This is a genomic window from Acinetobacter sp. 18QD2AZ41W (assembly GCF_009829025.1).
GTDB classification, from domain to species: Bacteria; Pseudomonadota; Gammaproteobacteria; order Pseudomonadales; family Moraxellaceae; genus Acinetobacter; species Acinetobacter pseudolwoffii.
The window spans coordinates 1-19,762 of sequence record NZ_WURP01000015.1 but is presented as its reverse complement, the minus strand read 5'-3'; the positions used below and the strand labels follow the sequence as shown (position 1 = coordinate 19,762).

17 protein-coding genes, 1 other RNA gene and 1 pseudogene are annotated in these 19,762 nt (G+C 45.8%); 10 read left to right on the top strand and 9 right to left on the bottom strand.

Annotated elements, in window-relative coordinates:
• The first annotated feature begins 89 nt into the window (after window positions 1-89).
• Together GVV58_RS13505 and GVV58_RS13500 are read left to right on the top strand one after the other, a co-directional pair.
• On the top strand, window positions 90-1,169 hold the full coding sequence (locus tag GVV58_RS13505; protein ID WP_005096049.1) for a hypothetical protein: 1,080 nt from the start codon (window positions 90-92) through the stop codon (window positions 1,167-1,169).
• Window positions 1,169-1,501 carry an RnfH family protein gene (locus tag GVV58_RS13500; protein WP_005096050.1) on the top strand — a complete coding sequence of 111 codons (333 nt, stop codon included), beginning with the start codon at window positions 1,169-1,171 and terminating at the stop codon, window positions 1,499-1,501. The genes GVV58_RS13505 and GVV58_RS13500 overlap by 1 nt, the downstream gene beginning before the upstream one ends.
• 100 nt (window positions 1,502-1,601) lie before the next feature.
• On the opposite strand, the gene bamE is transcribed toward GVV58_RS13500, so the two are convergent.
• Window positions 1,602-2,000: an outer membrane protein assembly factor BamE gene (gene bamE / locus GVV58_RS13495; protein ID WP_004279275.1), complete on the bottom strand. Its 399-nt coding sequence runs from the start codon at window positions 1,998-2,000 to the stop codon at window positions 1,602-1,604.
• Between the two features lie 112 nt (window positions 2,001-2,112).
• Here bamE and fur point away from each other — a divergent pair, with 112 nt between their 5' ends.
• Window positions 2,113-2,550, top strand: coding sequence for a ferric iron uptake transcriptional regulator (gene fur, locus GVV58_RS13490; protein ID WP_005096051.1), 438 nt, complete (start codon window positions 2,113-2,115; stop codon window positions 2,548-2,550).
• Between the two features lie 65 nt (window positions 2,551-2,615).
• Here fur and GVV58_RS13485 read toward each other — a convergent pair whose 3' ends face one another.
• Both GVV58_RS13485 and GVV58_RS13480 read right to left on the bottom strand, forming a co-directional pair.
• Window positions 2,616-3,737, bottom strand: coding sequence for a PilT/PilU family type 4a pilus ATPase (locus GVV58_RS13485; RefSeq protein WP_074384137.1), 1,122 nt, complete (start codon window positions 3,735-3,737; stop codon window positions 2,616-2,618).
• 30 nt (window positions 3,738-3,767) lie between these two features.
• The gene (locus GVV58_RS13480) at window positions 3,768-4,805 is read right to left on the bottom strand and encodes a type IV pilus twitching motility protein PilT (protein ID WP_004279279.1); all 1,038 of its coding nucleotides are present in this window, start codon (window positions 4,803-4,805) and stop codon (window positions 3,768-3,770) included.
• Window positions 4,806-4,928: 123 nt separating this feature from the next.
• Here GVV58_RS13480 and GVV58_RS13475 point away from each other — a divergent pair, with 123 nt between their 5' ends.
• Entirely contained in the window at window positions 4,929-5,615 is a 687-nt protein-coding gene (locus GVV58_RS13475; RefSeq protein ID WP_005172317.1) for a YggS family pyridoxal phosphate-dependent enzyme, read from the top strand.
• A 33-nt stretch (window positions 5,616-5,648) separates the two neighbouring features.
• Here GVV58_RS13475 and GVV58_RS13470 read toward each other — a convergent pair whose 3' ends face one another.
• Genes GVV58_RS13470 through GVV58_RS13460 form a run of 3 tightly spaced genes read right to left on the bottom strand, consistent with a single transcriptional unit; the run spans window position 5,649 to window position 11,631 of the window.
• Window positions 5,649-6,752 carry an acyltransferase family protein gene (locus GVV58_RS13470; protein ID WP_034609103.1) on the bottom strand — a complete coding sequence of 368 codons (1,104 nt, stop codon included), beginning with the start codon at window positions 6,750-6,752 and terminating at the stop codon, window positions 5,649-5,651.
• A gap of 5 nt (window positions 6,753-6,757) precedes the next feature.
• Window positions 6,758-10,369, bottom strand: coding sequence for an AAA family ATPase (locus tag GVV58_RS13465; protein WP_159516750.1), 3,612 nt, complete (start codon window positions 10,367-10,369; stop codon window positions 6,758-6,760).
• An 8-nt stretch (window positions 10,370-10,377) separates the two neighbouring features.
• Complete coding sequence (locus GVV58_RS13460) at window positions 10,378-11,631, bottom strand: exonuclease SbcCD subunit D C-terminal domain-containing protein (RefSeq protein WP_100354874.1); 1,254 nt, start codon at window positions 11,629-11,631, stop codon at window positions 10,378-10,380.
• Between the two features lie 469 nt (window positions 11,632-12,100).
• On the opposite strand from GVV58_RS13460, the gene GVV58_RS13455 reads away from it, so the two are divergent.
• The gene (locus GVV58_RS13455) at window positions 12,101-12,562 is read left to right on the top strand and encodes an ABZJ_00895 family protein (RefSeq protein ID WP_005096058.1); all 462 of its coding nucleotides are present in this window, start codon (window positions 12,101-12,103) and stop codon (window positions 12,560-12,562) included.
• Window positions 12,563-12,714: 152 nt separating this feature from the next.
• Window positions 12,715-13,620 (top strand): TIGR01777 family oxidoreductase, encoded by a 906-nt coding sequence (locus tag GVV58_RS13450; protein WP_005096059.1) that lies wholly within the window; start codon window positions 12,715-12,717, stop codon window positions 13,618-13,620.
• Here GVV58_RS13450 and thiO read toward each other — a convergent pair.
• Together thiO and hemB are read right to left on the bottom strand one after the other, a co-directional pair.
• Window positions 13,609-14,736, bottom strand: coding sequence for a glycine oxidase ThiO (thiO, locus tag GVV58_RS13445; RefSeq protein ID WP_159516749.1), 1,128 nt, complete (start codon window positions 14,734-14,736; stop codon window positions 13,609-13,611). The two genes, GVV58_RS13450 and thiO, sit on opposite strands and share 12 nt — an antisense overlap.
• Before the next feature lie 15 nt (window positions 14,737-14,751).
• Entirely contained in the window at window positions 14,752-15,765 is a 1,014-nt protein-coding gene (hemB, locus tag GVV58_RS13440; protein WP_159138477.1) for a porphobilinogen synthase, read from the bottom strand.
• Between the two features lie 105 nt (window positions 15,766-15,870).
• Here hemB and GVV58_RS13435 point away from each other — a divergent pair, with 105 nt between their 5' ends.
• Entirely contained in the window at window positions 15,871-16,368 is a 498-nt protein-coding gene (locus GVV58_RS13435; RefSeq protein ID WP_100328911.1) for a thioesterase family protein, read from the top strand.
• Window positions 16,369-16,441: 73 nt separating this feature from the next.
• On the opposite strand, the gene glpK is transcribed toward GVV58_RS13435, so the two are convergent.
• Complete coding sequence (gene glpK / locus GVV58_RS13430; RefSeq protein ID WP_159516748.1) at window positions 16,442-17,926, bottom strand: glycerol kinase GlpK; 1,485 nt, start codon at window positions 17,924-17,926, stop codon at window positions 16,442-16,444.
• 130 nt (window positions 17,927-18,056) lie between these two features.
• Between glpK and ssrA the strand changes: the two genes are divergently transcribed.
• The 3 genes and pseudogenes from ssrA to GVV58_RS13415 form a co-directional block, all read left to right on the top strand.
• Window positions 18,057-18,415, top strand: a transfer-messenger RNA (tmRNA) gene (ssrA, locus tag GVV58_RS13425).
• A 183-nt stretch (window positions 18,416-18,598) separates the two neighbouring features.
• The gene (locus GVV58_RS13420; protein ID WP_252721274.1) at window positions 18,599-19,645 is read left to right on the top strand and encodes an integrase arm-type DNA-binding domain-containing protein; all 1,047 of its coding nucleotides are present in this window, start codon (window positions 18,599-18,601) and stop codon (window positions 19,643-19,645) included.
• Window positions 19,620-19,730 (top strand): annotated as a pseudogene (locus tag GVV58_RS13415) (IS3 family transposase); the annotation flags it as partial. The gene GVV58_RS13420 and the pseudogene GVV58_RS13415, both read left to right, overlap by 26 nt.
• Window positions 19,731-19,762 lie beyond the last annotated feature (32 nt).

Here is a 19,762-nt window from a genome sequence, read left to right as displayed (position 1 = left end):
CAAATCACTGTCATGGTGGTTTGCTTTTTGTTTTTGATTTTCACCGCTTCACAAGGCAAAATAGCGCTAGATTTTTATAGGAATGCATCATGCAGGACAATGCTATGTCAAAATGGTTATCACCGCTGATGGCTTTCTGTTTATCGTTTATTATCATCGCGACGCTCGCACCGATAACGGGTATACAGATTGATCGTCAGCTGGATTTCTGGATGCTCTGGTTAGCCACTATGCTGATTCTGGCGCTTCCCATCTGCTACTTGGAAATTGCTTTGGCCAAGCGCTCTAAAACAACGGCATTACAGGCACTGTCAACGCTGACCCGTGAAGCAGATGCCTCACAAAAATGGCGTATAGTCGGCTGGCTCAGTGTGATCTTTATTCCTTTTCTGGCCGGTGCCATGCTGAACAATGCCAGCAATGTTCTGGCGCTTGCTGCTCTTGATCTTGCACCGAATCTTTTGTTTATAGGTCTGGTAATTGCCGCTCTGGTCTTGTCACTGCTGCCGCGTCAAATTTTGTTAGTCATTACGGCGATTGGCGTACTGGCATCTCTGATCTTGGCAAATGTGATGGGAACTGCGCTACCTGCATGGCAAGTCACGCCAGTTGAATTCTCGGAATGGGGCAATGCCACCGTATTGGCACTGGTTGCAAGTGGCCTAGGCATGGGCTTGTACTGGCAGTCTAGCCTGAGTGCTGTACAACAGCAGGATGTCGCCAGCAAGACGGTCTTGCCGATCTGGATCGCACAATTGCTTGCTGTGATTGTATTTGCCTTCTTTGCTGTACAAGCACAAATCCCTGCATTTACGTTGGTGGCCGCGATTGTAGCGACTGCTGCATTCATCCTGCAGATGGCACGAGAGCAGTTACAGCAACGTCAGCTTCACCCTGCGATTCAATGGGCGATTATGGCTGTCGTCACCCTGATCTGGGCCATTCCAAATGTGACACCAATGTTCAACGTAGTCTTACTGCTTTGGGGCTTATTGATTTGTTTGATTTACGCGCTCTTTGCGGGCTGGATCATGAAGATCAGCCATTTACGTAAATCAATGAATTTTAGCTCTGAAGGGTTCTATAACCTGTGGCGTATTGCTGTCCGTGTGGTATTGCCTGTTTCGATTATCGTGGCGATGGTCGCTGTTCTAGGACAACTGTTCTGATGAATAATGCACTGATCTGGGTGGCCTATGCGACTCCGGAGCAACAGTTTCATCTGGCTGTACCATTTCAGCCCGGCATGACAGCATTGGATGCCATCCAGCAAAGTGGCATAGTAGAGCAGGTTACCCTACCTGAACCTTTGTCTTTGGGTATCTTCGGTGTACGCTTGCAAGATCATCAGCAGCCACTGGCAGCAGGTGATCGAGTCGAAATTTACCGAGCACTGACTATCAATCCTAAAGATATCCGACGTAAACGTGCCGAGAAAAATCCGGTGGGTCGTTATGCCAGAGGCAATCTTTTAAGAAAGCTGAAACCATCTTCCGAATAGAAAGCGGCTTGAATGAGCATTAGTTTCAATGATCTGCTCAATCAATCGACTTAATCAAAAAAGCCCCTGATGATTCAGGGGCTTTTTCATGAGAAAGCGACTATAGTGGAGGCGCATTTAAAATTGCTTCTTTTGAACCTGGTAAGCCGGGTTGAGATTCTGGAATGGTTTCCAGACCTTCAACACGTTCCACGATACCAGACTGGTTAAAGTAAATTTTCAAATGCTGGCCTTGGGCTGCCGGGATCTTGGCTTTTTTAGCGTAGGTTCCTGGGGTATAGTTATAGATGTAGTCCCAGCGTAAAGGATTCAGCGGATCGCTTACCGTTGGACTGCCCAGTAAGAAACGCACCTGTTGATGACTCATTCCCACTTGAATTTTAGCGGCTTGAGCTTGGGTTAAAGGGGTTCCTTGTGGAATATCTACTTTATAAACACCTAATGTCGAACAGCCGACGAGCAAGGAAGTGACGAATAACGTCAACATGATTTTTTGCATTTTGCTAAACTATCCCAAATTAATTATGATGCATTTGATCCAAGGATAGATCATACTGCATCTAAAGTTTGTTGCATATTCCAACTTTGATTTTGTTGAGAGACCTTTTTACATGACTATTTCAAACCAAGATTTACGAAAAGCTGGACTGAAAGTTACCCTTCCACGAATTAAAATATTAGAATTACTAGAAAATTCAAGACAACATCATTTAAGTGCGGAAGATATTTACAAGACTTTACTCGATCAGGGTGAAGATGTAGGTTTAGCAACTGTGTATCGTGTGTTAACACAGTTTGAAGCCGCGGGTATTATTGAGCGTCATAATTTTGAAAACAATCATTCCGTTTTCGAGATCATGCAGGAAGATCACCACGATCACCTGGTCTGTTTGAATTGCAGCAAAGTCGTTGAATTCATCAATGATACGATTGAAAAAGAGCAGCATGATGTTGCTGAAAAATTTGGTTTTGAATTAACCGGTCACTCTCTGAATCTGTATGGCTACTGCGATGCGCCGGCCTGTCAGGAAGTGTTTCGTAAAAAATAATTTGCACTCCGGTTGAAACAAAAAACAGGCTTCTTGAAGCCTGTTTTTTTATGTGCTCAATCTGATCAGGACTGGCCATCAAAGGTGATATTGGAATGTGCACGTAATAAATGACTGCCGCCTTCTTCTGCCAGTTTGATTTGCAGACGTAAGTCATTGGGTGAATCCGCATGTTTCAGCGCATCTTTATAGCTGATCTGCTTGGCCTTATACAGGTCATACAGTGCCTGATCGAAGGTTTGCATGCCCAGTTCACGGGAACGCTTCATCAGGTCCTTGATCTCATGCACATCACCTTTACGGATCAGGTCAGCAATCAGGGGGGAGTTAATCAGAATCTCAATCGCGGCACGACGACCATTGCCATCGATGGTTGGGATCAGTTGCTGTGCCACAATGGCTTTCATGTTCAGTGACAAGTCCATGAACAGCTGGTTATGCCGGTCTGCTTCAAAGAAATGAATGATCCGGTCAATGGCCTGGTTGGCGTTGTTGGCATGCAGGGTCGCAAAGACCAGATGACCAGTTTCGGCAAAGGCAATCGCATAATCCATGGTTTCACGCGAACGAATCTCACCAATCAGAATCACGTCCGGCGCCTGACGTAAGGTGTTTTTCAGGGCAATTTCAAAGGAATCGGTATCAATCCCGACTTCACGCTGGGTGATGATACAGCCTTTATGCTGGTGAACGAATTCGATCGGATCTTCAATGGTAATGATATGACCTTTGGAATTTTCATTGCGATAACCGACCAGCGAGGCCAGCGAGGTTGATTTACCGGTACCGGTTGCCCCGACAAAAATAATGATGCCGCGTTTGGTCATCGCCAGTTCTTTTAGAATCGGCGGTAATTTGAGTTCATCCATGGTTGGAATCACGGTTTCAATCCGACGTAACACCATACCCGGCTGATCACGCTGCTGAAAGGCACTGACACGGAAGCGGGCACTTTTGTCCGGTGTGCTGATGGCGAAGTTACATTCACGCGTGTCTGCAAATTCTTTACGCTGCTTGTCGCTCATGATGGAATGGAGCAGTTGTCCTACTGCCGCGCCGGGTAATTTTATCGAACCAATCGGTAAAATCTGCCCATTAATTTTGATTGAAGGTTCGACATCGGCTGTAATGAACAGATCCGATGCTTTTTTCTCCACCATATAATCGAGTAAGCCGTTAAAATCCATGTATAAAAACCCCAATACAATTAATTTTTCTTATAAGAATGCTTCTGGCTGTTTGGCTGCAGTACGTGCCACTTGCGGGCTGATGAGACCTTTAGATACCAGCGTTTTCAGGGTCTGATCCAGTGTGGTCATGCCATAGTTGGCACCGGTCTGAATCGCAGAATACATTTGTGCGACTTTATTTTCACGAATCAGGTTACGGATTGCAGGAATACCAATCATGATCTCATGTGCCGCAACACGTCCGCCGCCATTTTTCTTCAGCAAGGCCTGTGAAACCACAGCCTGCAATGATTCCGATAACATGGCACGAACCATATCTTTTTCTTCGGCAGGGAATACGTCAATCACACGGTCAATGGTTTTGGCCGCAGAGGTGGTATGCAGGGTGCCAAACACCAGGTGACCAGTTTCTGCCGCAGTTAAGGCCAGACGGATGGTTTCAAGGTCACGCATCTCACCAACCAGAATAATATCCGGGTCTTCACGCAGTGCGGAACGCAGGGCTTCATTAAAGCCGTGCGTATCACGATGCACTTCACGCTGGTTGATCAGGCATTTCTTGGATTGATGCACAAATTCGATTGGATCTTCGACGGTCAGAATATGGTCATAGCGGTTGTCGTTAATATAATCCAGCATCGCCGCCAAGGTGGTTGATTTACCCGAACCGGTTGGCCCTGTGACCAGTACCAGACCACGCGGATATTCACAGATATCTTTAAAAATCTGTCCCATGCCCAGATCTTCAAGGGTCAGAACTTTGGATGGAATGGTACGGAATACTGCACCGGCACCACGGTTCTGGTTAAATGCGTTGACACGGAAACGGGCCACACCGGGTACTTCAAAAGAAAAGTCAGTTTCCAGATTTTCTTCAAAATCACGGCGCTGTTTATCGTTCATGATGTCATAAACAAGTTTATGTACTTCTTTATGTTCTAATGCTGGCAGGTTGATACGACGAACTTCCCCATCGACACGAATCATTGGCGGTAAGCCTGCAGACAAGTGTAAATCCGACGCACCATTTTTAGCAGAAAATGCCAACAATTCTGTGATATCCATAAGGTCCCCGAGTTCATTAAAATGTTAATTATTTTGATAGAATAATAAGGCTTTCCCACAGCTTAACCAACCCTTAGTTTATGGGCAAGGGAAAAAAAGATGAATGAAATGAGAACCCCATCAATGAATATGTTGCAACAGTCACGAAATCAGGTTTTAGCGCAAATTGAAACAGCCTGTGCTCAGGCCGGTCGTGAGCCAGATTCGGTGCAACTGCTGGCCGTTTCCAAGACCCAGCCGAGTGCAGTACTGGCTGATATGTATCAGGCAGGACAACGTGCCTTTGGCGAAAACTATTTGCAGGAAGCGCTGGAGAAAATTACGGCTCTAAAAGACTTGGAGATTGAATGGCATTTTATTGGCCATGTACAGCGTAACAAGACCAAACATCTGGCAGAAAATTTTGCCTGGGTGCATGGGGTGGATCGTCTGATTATTGCCGAGCGTTTATCCAATCAGCGTAGAGAAGATCAGCTCGCGCTGAATATCTGTCTTCAGGTCAATATTGATGCTCAGGATACGAAAGATGGTTGCCAACCGGAAGAAGTTACTGATTTAGTTAGACAAATCAGCCAACTGCCAAATGTGCGCTTACGTGGCTTGATGGTGATTCCAGCGCCGGGGAATCCTCAAGCTTTCATCGAGGCTAAAGCTTTATTTGATAGGGTGAAAGCTCAGCATGCGCATCCTGAAGATTGGGATACTTTAAGTATGGGCATGTCGGCCGATATGCAGGCTGCAATTGCTGCCGGTTCCAGCATGGTGCGTGTCGGCACGGCATTATTTGGTGCACGTCCTCAAAAGGATTAACAGGCGTTGTCGGGTTATTTTGAAAAAGTATGATTAAGCGTTATTCGATAACGCTTTTTTTCTTTGTGGCTCCAGCCATTTTGCCATGAGCCAGGCAAAGACAATCAGGCTGCCCATACTGCCGAGCAAGGCTAAAACAGCGCCGCCCAGACCATAAGCCAAGGTTGCCGGAACACAGCCCAGAATAAACAGCAGCAAAGGGAAATGGGTTACATACAAGGTATAGGAAAAATCAGCGGATTGTACCCAGACCGGATTGTAGTGACTGCGCTGCTGCTGGAGTTGTACCAGCCAGCAGCTAAATGCTAGGCCGATACAGAAATTAAAGAGAGTAAAATTTGCAGCGCGATATTGTCGGGCTTGATCGACGATATGAAACTGGTAAGCATCAATGCAGGCGATTAGAAATGCCAAGCCAAATAACCCCAGTTTAAGCACTTGTAACCGGTTTAGAAAATGTCGCTGGATATGACGAAATGAACAGGCAAAGGCCATCAGCCAGACCAGAAAATAAATAAAAAACTGAATATTCAGGATGGATAAAACGATTAAAACACTAAAAAAGCCGATTTTGGCTATTTCTGAATCTTTGAAAAAAGGCAGAAATCCGGCCAAGACATAGAACCAGACTTCATAACTCAGGCTCCAGAGCGGGGCATTGGCTGAAACTGTAGGCGTGATGAAGCCATTCAAAAACAGCAGAGCGCCAATAAAATCACCTGAATCGAGACCATAGTCAGTCCGGATCATCATGCCAAAACTGTTTTGAAAGGCATGGCTTTGAGTGGCAAAGAGTAGTGGTGCCAACAGATACAACAACAGGCTCAGAGCCATGGCAAACAGAAAGGGTGGCAAAATCCTGCGATAACGCTGTTGGGTATAACGGCGCAGATTGAACTGACCATGCTGATGAATATTGTGCTGGATCGAATAGCCAATCAGATAACCACTCAGAACAAAGAAAATCATGACCGCGGCCTGACCAAGCAGGCGCACCCATGAATACAGGCTGAGGTCAAAAGGGGCGATAAAGGCCTGAAAGCAATGCGTGAACAGTACAACAATGGCACTGATGCCCCGTAGGCTCTCGAGCTGTAAGCTGAAATAGGGCGAGAGCTTGTCTGGGGCAGGGTGCATCATTGTCAACCTATAATCTGAATGGTACTGGCGCCAGCACCGACTGGCTTGACCTGAATCTGTACTGGAATCCGTTCATGCATTTCCTGCACATGCGAGATTAAGACCACTTTACGACCCTGACTTTGTAAATGATCCAGTGCATTCATCACCATATGTAATGAGGCTGGATCTAAAGTACCAAAGCCTTCATCAATAAATAGCGATTCCAGTTTCATCGAACCGGAAGCCATATTGGCAATCGCCAGTGCCAAGGCCAGAGAAACCAGAAAGGTTTCTCCGCCAGATAAAGACAAGACCGGACGTACTTCGCTGTTCATGTCCAGATCAATAATCGCCAGACTCAGGCTGTCTGGAATACGGTGCAACTGATAGCGCGGTGCCAGCGGTTGCAGTTGTTGGTTGGCGTATTCCACCAAGATATCCAGATGATGCTCTTGAGCAATTTTCTGGAACTTGGTGCCTTCCTTATGTCCGATTAAATCGTAGATACGTCCCCAGCGATATTCTTCGGCTTTGACCTGTTCAATCTGTTGCTGATATTTGGCATAGGTATTTTGATTATTGGCATTCATACGCAGTTTGGTATCAATCTCATTGAAGCTGTTTTGTTGCTCGGTTTTTTCCTGTGCCAAACTATTTAAACGTGCTTCCACTTCCTCAAAAGCAAGTTCAGGCTGTTGCTGGAGATGCTTCTGGTATTGATCTTCCAGCGTTTGCCAGGCAATTTTGGCATTTTCCAGTGCTTGATGTTGTGCCTGTAATTGCTGCCGGATTTGCTGATGTTCACTCAGACTAATGGTCAGACATTGTTGGAGCAGTTCCGCATTAAAATGTCGATGCAGATTTTGCCATGTACGGATGGCCTGATCAGATTGTGCCTGCTGTTGAGTTAGCTGTTGCATTTGGGTCAGCAAAGCCTGCTGTTTAAGCAAAGCCTGATGCAGAGCTTGCTCATGCTGTTCATATACCTGACGTTGTGCTTGAAGCTGGCTATCAAGCGCTTTTAACTGGGTATCCAGTTGCAGTCGCCATTCTGCTGCCAGCTTATAGGTCTGACCGGCATGTTGTTCGGTCAGCTGATTGAGTTGCTGACGTAAGTCTTTGCCTTGTTCAAGCAAATAATGGGTCTCGGCCTGTATTTGCGTATGCCGCTGCTCATGTAGCTGAAGTTGCTGTTGAGCCTGATTCAGTTGCTGCTTGAAACCTTGTAGCTCCTGTTCTGCAGTTTTGACTTGATTGACAAGATGTAATCGCTGCTGCAAATGTTGTTGCAGCTGGGTACAGGCAGCAGGCGCATTCTTGTGCCAAGCAAGTTGCTGTGCTTCGGGCAGTACTGTAAGAACTGGCTCAATCAGTTGATCCAGTTGCAGCATTTTTTGCAGACTCAGTTGCAAGCTGTCGAGTTGCTGTTGCTGTTGTCGCCAGTTTTGCCAAGTCTGTTGCAGGATTTTGAACTGTTCGTTTGCCTGAGTGTGTTGCTGTTGCCACTGGCCAAGCTGTGTTTGCAGGGGATGGAGCAACTGGGCTGAATGATCAGGATTGGCTGGCTCAAGTCCTAACTCTTTTAAGTTTTGTTGTAATGTCTGGTGCTGTTCATTCAGTATCCGTTCAATGTGGATTAAACGCTGTTGTTTTTGCTCAAGGAGCATCTTGATTTTGGATTGTTGAATCTGGGTTGCTTTTAAATCATCTTTAAGCTGATTCAGTTGTTGTTGTGCCTGTTGCAGCTGTTGATCTTGCAGCTGGTTTAGCGCTGTGTCTAATAATGCTTGATGTTGGACAAACGGATGCTGTTGGCTGCCACAGACCATACAGGCTTCATCAGGTTTGAGCTGCGCGCGCAGTTCCTGCACGCTTTGGGTTTGCAGTAGGCGCTGTTGCTGCAGCATATTTTGTAGTTGTTCAAATTCCTGTTCGGTGTTGCTGACTGTTTGCTGCAGTTGAATTTCCGTATGTTCAAGCTGGGTTAATTCTGTCTGTGCATGCGCTACGTCTTGTTTGAGTTGCTGTTGTTCGGCTTCCTGTTCCGCTAGACGTGCCACGTGCTGGATCAAGCCTTCCAGTTTAAGCAGCCGGGTCGAGCTCTGTTGCTGTACGGTCTGATGCTGCTGAAGTTGTTGTTCCAATTGGGCTTGATTGCCAAATTGTTGCTGCAAACTTTCGATTTGTTGAGCCAGCTGCTGCCTGGAATGTTCCAGTTCAGTACGCGATTGAGAGAGTACTGCCGGCGCCTGTTGCTGCATCTGTTGATACAGCTTCTGATAGTCTTGCAGTCGTTGCAGTGTACTTTGTGGTTCCAGATCAAACACGGCAAGATCAGCCTGCTGTTCAAGTTGCGTCAGGCGTTGCTGTTGCTGCTCGGCAGCAGATGCGAGTTGCTGTTTCGATGATTCAATCTGTTGTTGCAAGGGTTGGATATACTGCTGTGCATAGTCCAATAAATCTGCTGATTTTTTCTTATAGTCATTGCCGACCAGATGCATCTCATGATCCAGTTTTAGACCTTGTTCCAGATGCGGCTGCATGGCATGCATATGTTGAACATGGGCCTGCTGTTGTTGCTGGATCTGAGCAAGTTGCGTAAATTCAGCATCACGTTGCTGTTGCACCTGTTGTAGCTGCTGTTCGAATGATTGTTGTTGTATCGCAAGCTGTTTTTGCTGCGTGAGCATTTGATTCTGCTGGATAAACTGTTCTCGAATGCCCTGAAACTCATCCAAATGAACCAGCAACTGCTTTTGTGCGGTCAGCTTCTGATCGGCATCCAGCTGTACATCGTAAATTTCTTTTTTGGCCTGAATTTCAGTATATAAAGCATGTTTCTGCCGATGCCATTTCAGGTCATTTTCTAGTAATTTTTCACTCTGGTTAAAATGCTCAAGTATCTGGTTGAAGGCAGTATGTTGCTGTTGCAGCTGAGTAATATCGTCTTCGGATAGTAATTCCAGATGACCGAGCCAGTTTTCCAGTTCATGGCGCTTTTGTCGAACCTGACTATGCTTTTCCGCTGCTTTTTTACTGACCTCACTGAAAATCTGCGAATTGGTCAGATATTCCAGCAAGTCTGCACGTTCATGATCTTTGGCTTTTAAAAATGCGCCAACTTCCGACTGCGCCAGCAGTACCGCGCGAGTAAACTGTTCAAAGCTCAGGCCCAGCAGTTTTTCAATTAAGGGGGTAACTTCAGATATTTTTTGCGTTAGCGTCGTATCATCATCGATGCACTTGATAAAACGATCTACTTTTAGATTGCCATCGACCTTCTGACGTGCCCGGCGAATCTCCCAGCGTGCTGTATAGCGTTTGCTATCCAGGGCAATAAACTCCAGCTCGGCAAAACCATGCACGCAGCCACGGCGTAGAATATTCTTGGAGTCTTTAATCGAAACATCCTGACCACCGGCATCTTTCAGGCTGCCGGTCGCACCTTTTAGACGTGGAATTTCGTTATAGAGCGCCAGACACATGGCATCGAGCAGGGTCGATTTACCGGCTCCGGTTTTTCCAGTGATTGCAATCAGGCCGGCATGTGTTAAAGGGCTGGATTCAAAATCAATATGATGGGTGCCAGTGAGGGAGGCCAGGTTGTTGAGACTCAAACGTAAAATTTTCATGGCCGATCCTAGGCTTGTTGTTTCTGAGCAAGTTCGTGCTGGGCTTCAACCAGAAGTTGCTGAAAATCCTGTTGTACAGAATGATCATGTTCATAGCCCATTTTTTTCCAGATATTCAAAAACAGCGATTCCGGCGTCGGTGGTGCCAGATCAATTTTCGAATCTCCTTGCGTATGTTCGGCCTGTTGCTGATAAATCCGGCTGATGCGCAGCAAGCGGTAACGGTTGGCGGGTAAAGCCAGTTCAATTTGCTGGCGTAAATCGACTGGTGGCGGCGCATCGGTGGTGTATTCTATTTCCAGAAAATGTCGTGCCGACAGTTGTTCGATTTCTCCGGCAGGCAAGGCCTGAAGTTTAGCAATTAAATCTTCCAGCTTTTCCCGAATCCGGAACAGCTCGACGGTGCGTGGCACTTTTAGAACATCGTATTGAAAGCGCTGTTCCGGGCTTTGTTCAGGATCAATTCTGACCTCAACCACCTGATGTTGATAGTTGATTTCACTAAATGACAGCGGAATCGGTGAGCCACTATAACGGATATGCGGCTGACCAACTTTTTGTGGTTTATGCAGATGACCGAGTGCGACATAATCAATCACTTCATCAAACAGCGCCGTCGAGAGCGCTTCTTCATTACCGACAATAATTGGCCGTTCCGAGTCGGAAGTTTCGCCACCTTGCATATGTGCATGCGACATTAGAATCAGAGCTTGATGCGGCTGTTTACGGGCCTTGGCTTCGGCAATCAGTTGTTGATGCAGATAGCTAATCGCATTCTGGCTATTGCTGGTATGTTCATTCAGCCCGGTAATTTCGGCACTGCGTAAATAGGGCAGGGTCAGACACCAGGCGATGATATTTTTATCCTGATCATAAATCGGAATCAGCAAGCGATCCAGATTCAGGGTGTTTTCTGCGGTTCGGCCCACAATTCCCACAGCTTTGGCATTGAATTTAGACAGAAAAGGTTCAACCTGCTCAATCCGGTAACCGGAATCATGGTTGCCGGCAATCATCAAAGTCTGCATGTGCGGGGCCAGATTATGTGCATCGGCCAGAAACTGATACAGTTGCTTTTGCGCACTTGAGGCTGGATTGATCACATCAAAAATATCACCGGCAATCAACAAGGCATGCGGCTGTTTTGTTTTAATTTGATCGAGCAACCAAGTCAAAAACTGGGCATGTTCAAATTCACGGTCATGGTTATGGAAAAATTGCCCCAGATGCCAATCGGAAGTGTGAAGAAAATGAACTGCCATGTAGATGAACCCTGAAATGTCTGCCTTGCTACTATAGGAAAAAGCTGAGGGGAAAATCTACTTAAAAAAGATATTTCAGCGAATTGTTGCTGATGTCAGGCTGAATTTATTTTAATCAGTAGGCAAAATGGCAGGATGGTGGTGTCTAAATCACCCAGTCTTGAACAGTCATGTAATTCATCAGGCTGAAAAATCGGAATTTTAAAAAATAAAAACCGACGATTCGAGTGATGTGAAATCGTCGGTCAAATTTGTGTTACATGAAGATTTTGGCTGCTATTCAAAATTTCCCTGTACACTGGACTTATTGCTTTAGCTCTAAGGTCAGCAAAAATTCGTGGATGCCAGTCCAAATTTTTGTACCTTGTACCCTATATAACGTCACCTTCTGGCCGATGGTTGACAATAAAATGAAAAAAAACCTGTTTTTTTTTTATACTAGCTTGCTGAATATCACCGAGTGATTCCTATGTTGCCTTTAACCCGTTATTTTATCTGGTTTTTTATTATCTGCTTTATTTTTACCTGCATTTGCGGGGTGCTGGCAGCACTGATGCCAACGGGGATGGGCGCCGTACTGACGGTTGTTCCTTATCTGGTTGCCATGATCTGGATCTTATTTAAGTTTTTAAAACAGCAAAAACGTGCCCCAACGCAGTCGGAACGTAAAAAATTCACTTTGGGTTTTAGCCTGATCTATTGGGGTTATAACCTGCTATTTCTGTTACTTGGTATTCTGATTGCCACGCGCTCTAATCCAAATGCCTGGCAGGACTTTTTGCTATATCTACAGCAGCCACAATTTATAAGTATTGTGCTGATCATGTTCTTGCTGATCGCGATTCCGTTGTATCTATTGACTTACTGGTTCTATGGCAAGCAGGCACAGCGTATGGCAGATCAAATGTTTGGCAATTCGCCGCAGGCCTGAGAGGTAGGTGGCTTTATGACGATTGATCTTTATAAATTGATCGCATCAGGCAGGATACAAATTCACCACGACAAAGAGGGCATTGATTGAAAAATCTCAGAATAAGTTGCGTATAATTTAAATAGAAAAAATAACAGGGCTAAGAATGACTTATGGATAAACCTGTAGTGCTGGTGACCGGAGCGAGGGGTTTTATTGGCAGTCATCTGGTACGTTTTTTATTAGAACGTGATTATCGGGTGATTGGGCTGACCCGCCGCAAGAATCAATCTGAACCTCATCCAGATTTTCACTGGATTAACCAGCTGGATGAATTAAAACAGCCTCAGATTGATTATGTGATTAATCTGGCTGGCGAAAGCATCGGTCAGGGACGCTGGACAGCAGCGCGTAAAAAGAAATTGCTGGATAGCCGTTTAGACACCACCAAACAGTTATTTGACTATTTAGAAAAATACCAGATCAAACCGAAACGGATTATTTCGACCTCGGCCGTTGGTTATTATGGTATTGACCCGAGCGAGCGCTGGGAGCAGGTCTATACGGAACAAAGCCCGCCACAAGATATTTTTATGTCTGAGCTCTGTGCGAAGTGGGAACAACTGGCTTTGTCCTATAGCAGTCAGGACACCAAAATTGTTCGCTTTGCTGTGGTCTTCGGCAAAGGTGATGGAATTCTGCCGCAGATGTTATTGCCGATTAAACTGAATCTGTTCGGGCGGATTGGTCATGGGCGTCAGCCAGTCACTTGGGTGCATTTAGAAGATGTATTGCGTGCGATTGAATTCTTGATGCTTGAAACGACGACCGGGCAGATTTTTAATGTGGTTGCTCCGGAAAAAGTCAGTCAGGCACAGTTTGCCCGGACTGCTGCACAGCTACTGAAACGCAAACCTTTACTGCCACTGCCAGCATGCAGCTTGAAAATGATGCTGGGAGAACAATCGCAACTGGTTTTAAACGGTCAGTATGTACAGCCTCAAGCTTTACAGGATGCGGGATTTCAGTTTGATTATCCAACCTTGAAAGAAGCGCTGCATAATATCCTAAAGCACTAAGCGACCTGGCTCCAATAGATGGGCCGGAGCATAGGGCTGTGGATCTACAATGGTCGGCGTTTGTTCAAGCATCAATTGAGCAAGTAGCTTGCCTGAGGCTGGGGCCATGCATAAGCCATTGCGGAAATGGCCAAAATTGGCCCAGGCATTTTGCAATTCGGGGATTTTGCCAATATAGGGAATACCATCGGGTGAGCTGGGTCTTAATCCGGCCCATTGCTTGACCAGCGGAAAATCCGCCAGTTCCGGTACCATCTCCAGACAAGCCTGTAGAATATCTTGCCGGATTTCAGCAGAAGGCGAGGTGTCAAAACCGACCTGACGCATACTGGAACCACATACAACATGTCCGTCGCGCCGTGGAATCAGATACATGACCTTATGCATGCACATGGTCGGCAGCCAGTTTTCTGGCGTTTTAAACAGCAGCATCTGACCTTGCACCGGTTGTACCGGAATTTCCAAACCAAGTTGCTGTGACCAGTATTGTGACCATGCTCCGGTTGTGAACACATACTGATCTGCCTGAAAAAGCCGGCCATGTTCATCTGAGATACTGTTTACACAGCCTTGCTGAATATTGAGCCGAGTGATTTTACAGTCTTCTTGCCAGGTGACACGAGGATGGTGCTTCAAATAGCGAATGATCGACTGTAATAACCGTGGATTACGGATATTGGCCAGTTCAGGGAAATAAATCGCCTGTTTGAATTTGCTCTGATTAATTCTGGGATTGATCTGTTGCAGTTTAGCTTGATCAAGTAATTTTGCCTGTTGCTGCGGCTCTTGATGTGTTGCGGCATAACTTAAACCGATTTCAAAATCGGATTCATCAAAAATCAGCATACCTGTTTCATGAATCTGGAAATCGATGCCAGTGACAGGTTGCAGTTTTTGATTCCAGTCCTGATACAGCGGTTTGGCATGTCGGGCCAACGTATTGACTGCAGCGGGGTAGCGCCAGGGATACATCGGAGAAAGAATCCCGCCTCCGGCCCAGGACGCAGCCTGCCCGGCAACTTGCTGATCAAAAATCGTGACAGAACATCCCTGTTCAAGCAGTTCCAGCGCCGACATCAACCCGGTGATGCCAGCGCCGATAATGGCGATATGCATTGCGCCGAAATCCTTTTACTTCATGTCTTTCAGTTTAAGCGCAGCTTCTTCGGCAAAGTAAGTCCAGATGCCATCGGCACCGGCGCGGCGGCAGCTCATCAGTGATTCAATAATTACGCTGTCAGATAACCAGCCATTTTGAATGGCAGCGGCCAGCATCGCATATTCACCACTGACCTGATAGACAAAGGTTGGTACACCAAAAGTGTCTTTAACTTCACGGACGATATCCAGATAAGGCATGCCCGGTTTGACAATCACCATGTCTGCGCCTTCCTGAATATCCAGCGCAATTTCATGCAGTGCTTCGGCACGGTTACCGACATCCATCTGGTAATTGTATTTATTGCCGCCTTTTAAATTGCTGGCAGAACCGACTGCATCACGGAATGGGCCATAGAAGCTGGATGCATATTTGGCTGAATAAGCCATGATTGAGGTATAAATATGCCCATTTTGTTCAAAGGCCTGACGAATTGCACCGATCCGGCCATCCATCATGTCACTTGGGGCAAATACATCTGCGCCTGCTTCGGCATGGCTTAAGCCCTGTTTAATCAGACATTCGACCGTTTCATCATTTAAGACATAACCGGTCTCATCAATAATGCCATCCTGACCATGCGTGGTATAGGGGTCGAGTGCACCATCAGTAATCAGCACCATTTCTGGCAGTTCTTTTTTTAATAAACGCAAAGTGCGTTGGACCAGACCATCTTCGCGCCAAGCCGCTTCGGCGGTCAGGCTTTTATCTTCTTGTGGGGTGACCGGAAACAGCGCCAGTTTATTGACACCGAGTTCCAGCAGACGCTCTGATTTTTTTAACAGCAAGTCTGCTGACAGGCGCTGGATATTCGGCATACTGGGAATATCTTGACTCTGGTTTTGTCCCGGCAGTACAAATACTGGATAAATCAGGTGATCTGCACTGATATGCGTTTCACGTACCATAGAACGTAAATGCTCATTTTTACGAATACGACGCATGCGAGTTGCAGGAAACGCGGGACGATTGAACGTATAGGTCATAAAAATCTCAGCAATCAGTATTAAACTAGGCACCTATTGTAGCCCTAACTGAAATTTTTGGGCATAAATTAGCGGTTTTTTATTGCGGTGGATTTGAGCAGAGTGATGACTAAGACAGAGAAAAGCTGGACAGGTAATATACACTTGGGGGCAAAGGTGGATATTGATGTGGTCTTAAATCAGTTGGTACATGCTTTTAATAGCTCTCCTTTTTTTAAGCATAATGGTATGAGCATGCGGGTGGTGGAAGGCCAGATCGAAGCCTATGTCGAAATGCAGGATTTTATGATTGGTAATGTCGCGTTTCAAATTTTGCATGGCGGTCTTGCGGCCACGGTACTCGATAGTGTCGGTGGAATTGTAGCGATGGGGGAGTTATATAAAAAAGCCGAACCTGAAACCATTGCCGACACCATTAAAAAAGTCTCGCGTTTGGCGACAGTGGATATGCGGGTGGATTATCTGGCACCTGGGCGTGGTAAATATTTTATCGCGCGGGCAGAAACCTTACGTTTGGGACGTAAGGGCTGCACCATGCGTATGACCATGGTCAATGATGAAGATAAGCCAATTGCTACAGCGATTGCATCTTATGCTTATTGAGGGTAAGAGATAGAAAATAAAAAGCACTGTTTAACAGTGCTTTTTTAGCTTTCGACCTTCAGATCGATACAGGTTATAGATCTGATTTGGCCCGTTTTAAGGCCTTCTGCCATTTGGCTAAATGAGCTTCACGCTCATCATTTTTCATTTTTGGTTCAAAGGCACGTTCAAGTTGCCAAGACTGCGAAATTTCCTCCAGACTGGAAAATATTCCGGATTTTAATCCGGCCATGGCGGCTGCCCCCCAAGCGGTAGACTCCAGCATTTTCGGACGCAGCACCGGCACATTGAGAATATCTGCCTGAAACTGCATCAGCATGTCATTGCTACTGGCACCGCCATCGACCCGTAATTCTTTTAAAGGGTGGGCAATATCGGATTGCATTGCACTGAGGACATCCGATACCTGAAAAGCGATTGATTCTAAGGCTGCTCGGGCGATATGCGCTTGAGTCGTACCACGAGACATGCCACAGAGCAGGGCACGCGCTTCACTGTCCCAATGCGGCGCGCCAAGTCCGGTAAAGGCTGGAACCAAAACTACGCCGTCGGTATCCTCAACTTTACAGGCCAGTTTTTCCACATCACGGCTTTGTTGAATAATCCCCAGACCATCACGTAGCCATTGCACTACCGCACCTGCCATAAATACGCTGCCTTCGAGCGCATAGGTGGTTTGACCCTGCGCTTGCCAGGCAAGGGTAGAAAGCAGTTTATTCTGACTGAGCTGGATGTCTTGACCGGTATTGAACAGCATAAAACAGCCGGTGCCATAGGTATTTTTTGCGCTCCCCACTTCAAAACAGGATTGACCAAACAGTGCAGATTGCTGATCACCTAGAATACCGGTAATGGGGATATTGGCACCGAGTAAACCTGAAGCGGTGTCAGCGATATAATTATCCGAGGAAATAATTTTTGGTAAGACCGAAGCAGGAATATGAAACAGCTCCAGCAGTTCTTCGTCCCAAGTTTGTTGATGCAGATTCATCAGCATGGTACGGGAAGCATTGCTGGCTTCAATCACATGTTCTGCGCCTTGAGTCAGGTTCCAGATCAGCCAGCTATCGATAGTACCAAAAGCGACATGACCCTGTTCAGCCAGTTCACGTACGTCTTCTACATGCTCCAGAAACCAGACCAATTTTCCTGCACTAAAATAAGGATCAATCCGTAGACCGGTTTTTTGCTGAATTTTGCACATCCAGCCTTGTTCAATCAGCTGGTTACACCAGTCAGAAGTTCGACGGTCTTGCCAGACGATGGCCGGCGCGAGCGGTTTACCATTTCTTCGATCCCAAACCACCGTGGTTTCGCGCTGATTGGTCAGACCAATGGCTTTAATATCTTTGGCGAGAATACGCGCCGTAGCAAGCGCTTGCTGTACCACCGCAATCTGCGTGCTCCAGATTTCCTGAGCATCCTGTTCGACCCAACCTGAATGTGGCGTCTGAATATGGGTTTCACGTTGAGCCGTTGCCTGAATTTGTCCATGTTCATTAAAAATAATAGCCCGACTCGATGTGGTTCCTTGATCTAGGGCCAGTAAATAGCTCATAATTTTTCTGTTATTCGGCTTGAAAAGTAAAATATTAGCGCAATAATGTAATTAAGCGCATCAAGTTGTGTAAATGTTTAGAAAATGCATCGTAATTTTTGACATCTATGCTATGATTGCCTTGTACTTTGGGGGTGTTTCTGGCTTCGACGCTGGTGATGAAACTCATAGATGCATGCCGAGAGCGCATTTTCTCTCGTAAATCAAATTTGCATTTTTTAGTCGCAAACGACGAATCATACGCTCTAGCTGCCTAAGGGCAGCTTGTCCGCCTCTCCGAATACTTGTGGTTAGAGAGTCCGACTGAAGCGCACGCACACAAGTCCGTATAAAGCCAAGCCTCGGGGCTTTGTACTAAACTAAGAGGATCGCGATTTGTATCCTGTTCGTCGGGTCACAAAGAGTTAAAACAATAGACGATATCTAAGCATGTAGTATTCTCGAGCGTAATGCTGGCGGACGCGGGTTCAACTCCCGCCACCTCCACCAAAATTCTTTCCGAAGTAATCCATCGGAATCTAAAAAAGCCTTTAAACTCAATGTCTAAAGGCTTTTTTATTGGCTGTATTGTCCGACCCTATCCTAAGCTGTTTGACCCTATTTTTGCTTTATGTGGGTCAAAATTGGGACAATTTGACCCACTAAATAAGTTTAATTATGTGGGACAAAGATATGTCACTTACTGATGTGCAATGTAAAAAAGCACTACCGCAGGAAAAACAGTACCGCCTTTCTGATATTAATGGTCTGTCTTTACGAATCGATCCGAATGGCAAAAAATATTGGTCTATCAGATACACGGAAAATGGACAAAGGAAGTCCAAAGCATTAGGTATCTATCCTGAGCTAAGTTTAAAGCGTGCAAGGGAGATCGCGCTTGATCTGAGATATAAACTCAAAAATACAACTGAGGTTGAGCAGGAGCAGCCTTATTTTAAGGAAGTCGCAGAGGATTGGTTCAATAATCAAAAAGAAACCTGGTCATCCAAACATATTAGTAATGTTCGAGCTTCCTTGGATGAGCTTTATATTTCTCTTGCTAATAAGCGTATTAATCAAATTCAGGCACCTGAGATTCTGCAGATCATTAAGAAGATTGAAGCTAGAGGGGCGTTTGAAATTGCAAAACGTACCTTGTCTCGTTGCGGCATGGTCATGAAATATGTCATTGCACATGGATACCGCTATGATAATCCGGCAGGTGATCTGGTTTATGCGCTCAAGAACAAAAGAGTCAAAAACTTAGCTTCGCTTACTGCTGCTGAGATGCCTGAGTTTTTAAGGAAGGTTAGAGCATACCCAAGTGATGCTCAAACACATCATGCCATTATTCTGATTATGCTGACAGGCGTTCGGGTCAGTGAGTTGCTGCAAGCACGCTGGGAAGAGTTTGATCTAGAAGGACGTAAGTGGGATATCCCTGAAGAGCGTATGAAGAATCGACTTCCACATCGTGTGCCGTTGACGGACATGATGATTGCTGAGCTTCAGGCTTTGAGACTTATCCATAATCAGGAACTGTTATTTCCACATCGTTTGAATAGCAAAGAATCAATGCGTAGTGAGTCTATTTTGGCTGTGATCAAACGTTCAGGCTATGCGGGACGAATGACCACACATGGCTTTAGATCTCTATTTAGTACTGAACCGTACCGGGTTTGTCGGAGAGTCAATATTCTGAGAGACTATCCCGATGACAAAATTAAAATATACCCCTGAAATCAGAGAAAGAGCGGTTCAATTATTGATTGAATCTGAAAAAGATTATCCATCGAATTGGGCTGCGATCACCGCTATTGCTCCCTGAGCAGTATACTGCGCAAGGGTTGTACTCCT

Bases quoted from the DNA above. Each gene is read 5' to 3' on its own strand.
- GVV58_RS13505 (WP_005096049.1), top strand. From the start codon at position 90: ATGCAGGACAATGCTATGTCAAAATGGTTATCACCGCTGATGGCTTTC.
- GVV58_RS13500 (WP_005096050.1), top strand. From the start codon at position 1,169: ATGAATAATGCACTGATCTGGGTGGCCTATGCGACTCCGGAGCAACAG.
- bamE (WP_004279275.1), bottom strand. From the start codon at position 2,000: ATGCAAAAAATCATGTTGACGTTATTCGTCACTTCCTTGCTCGTCGGC.
- fur (WP_005096051.1), top strand. From the start codon at position 2,113: ATGACTATTTCAAACCAAGATTTACGAAAAGCTGGACTGAAAGTTACC.
- GVV58_RS13485 (WP_074384137.1), bottom strand. From the start codon at position 3,737: ATGGATTTTAACGGCTTACTCGATTATATGGTGGAGAAAAAAGCATCG.
- GVV58_RS13480 (WP_004279279.1), bottom strand. From the start codon at position 4,805: ATGGATATCACAGAATTGTTGGCATTTTCTGCTAAAAATGGTGCGTCG.
- GVV58_RS13475 (WP_005172317.1), top strand. From the start codon at position 4,929: ATGAATATGTTGCAACAGTCACGAAATCAGGTTTTAGCGCAAATTGAA.
- GVV58_RS13470 (WP_034609103.1), bottom strand. From the start codon at position 6,752: ATGCACCCTGCCCCAGACAAGCTCTCGCCCTATTTCAGCTTACAGCTC.
- GVV58_RS13465 (WP_159516750.1), bottom strand. From the start codon at position 10,369: ATGAAAATTTTACGTTTGAGTCTCAACAACCTGGCCTCCCTCACTGGC.
- GVV58_RS13460 (WP_100354874.1), bottom strand. From the start codon at position 11,631: ATGGCAGTTCATTTTCTTCACACTTCCGATTGGCATCTGGGGCAATTT.
- GVV58_RS13455 (WP_005096058.1), top strand. From the start codon at position 12,101: ATGTTGCCTTTAACCCGTTATTTTATCTGGTTTTTTATTATCTGCTTT.
- GVV58_RS13450 (WP_005096059.1), top strand. From the start codon at position 12,715: ATGGATAAACCTGTAGTGCTGGTGACCGGAGCGAGGGGTTTTATTGGC.
- thiO (WP_159516749.1), bottom strand. From the start codon at position 14,736: ATGCATATCGCCATTATCGGCGCTGGCATCACCGGGTTGATGTCGGCG.
- hemB (WP_159138477.1), bottom strand. From the start codon at position 15,765: ATGACCTATACGTTCAATCGTCCCGCGTTTCCTGCAACTCGCATGCGT.
- GVV58_RS13435 (WP_100328911.1), top strand. From the start codon at position 15,871: ATGACTAAGACAGAGAAAAGCTGGACAGGTAATATACACTTGGGGGCA.
- glpK (WP_159516748.1), bottom strand. From the start codon at position 17,926: ATGAGCTATTTACTGGCCCTAGATCAAGGAACCACATCGAGTCGGGCT.
- GVV58_RS13420 (WP_252721274.1), top strand. From the start codon at position 18,599: ATGTCACTTACTGATGTGCAATGTAAAAAAGCACTACCGCAGGAAAAA.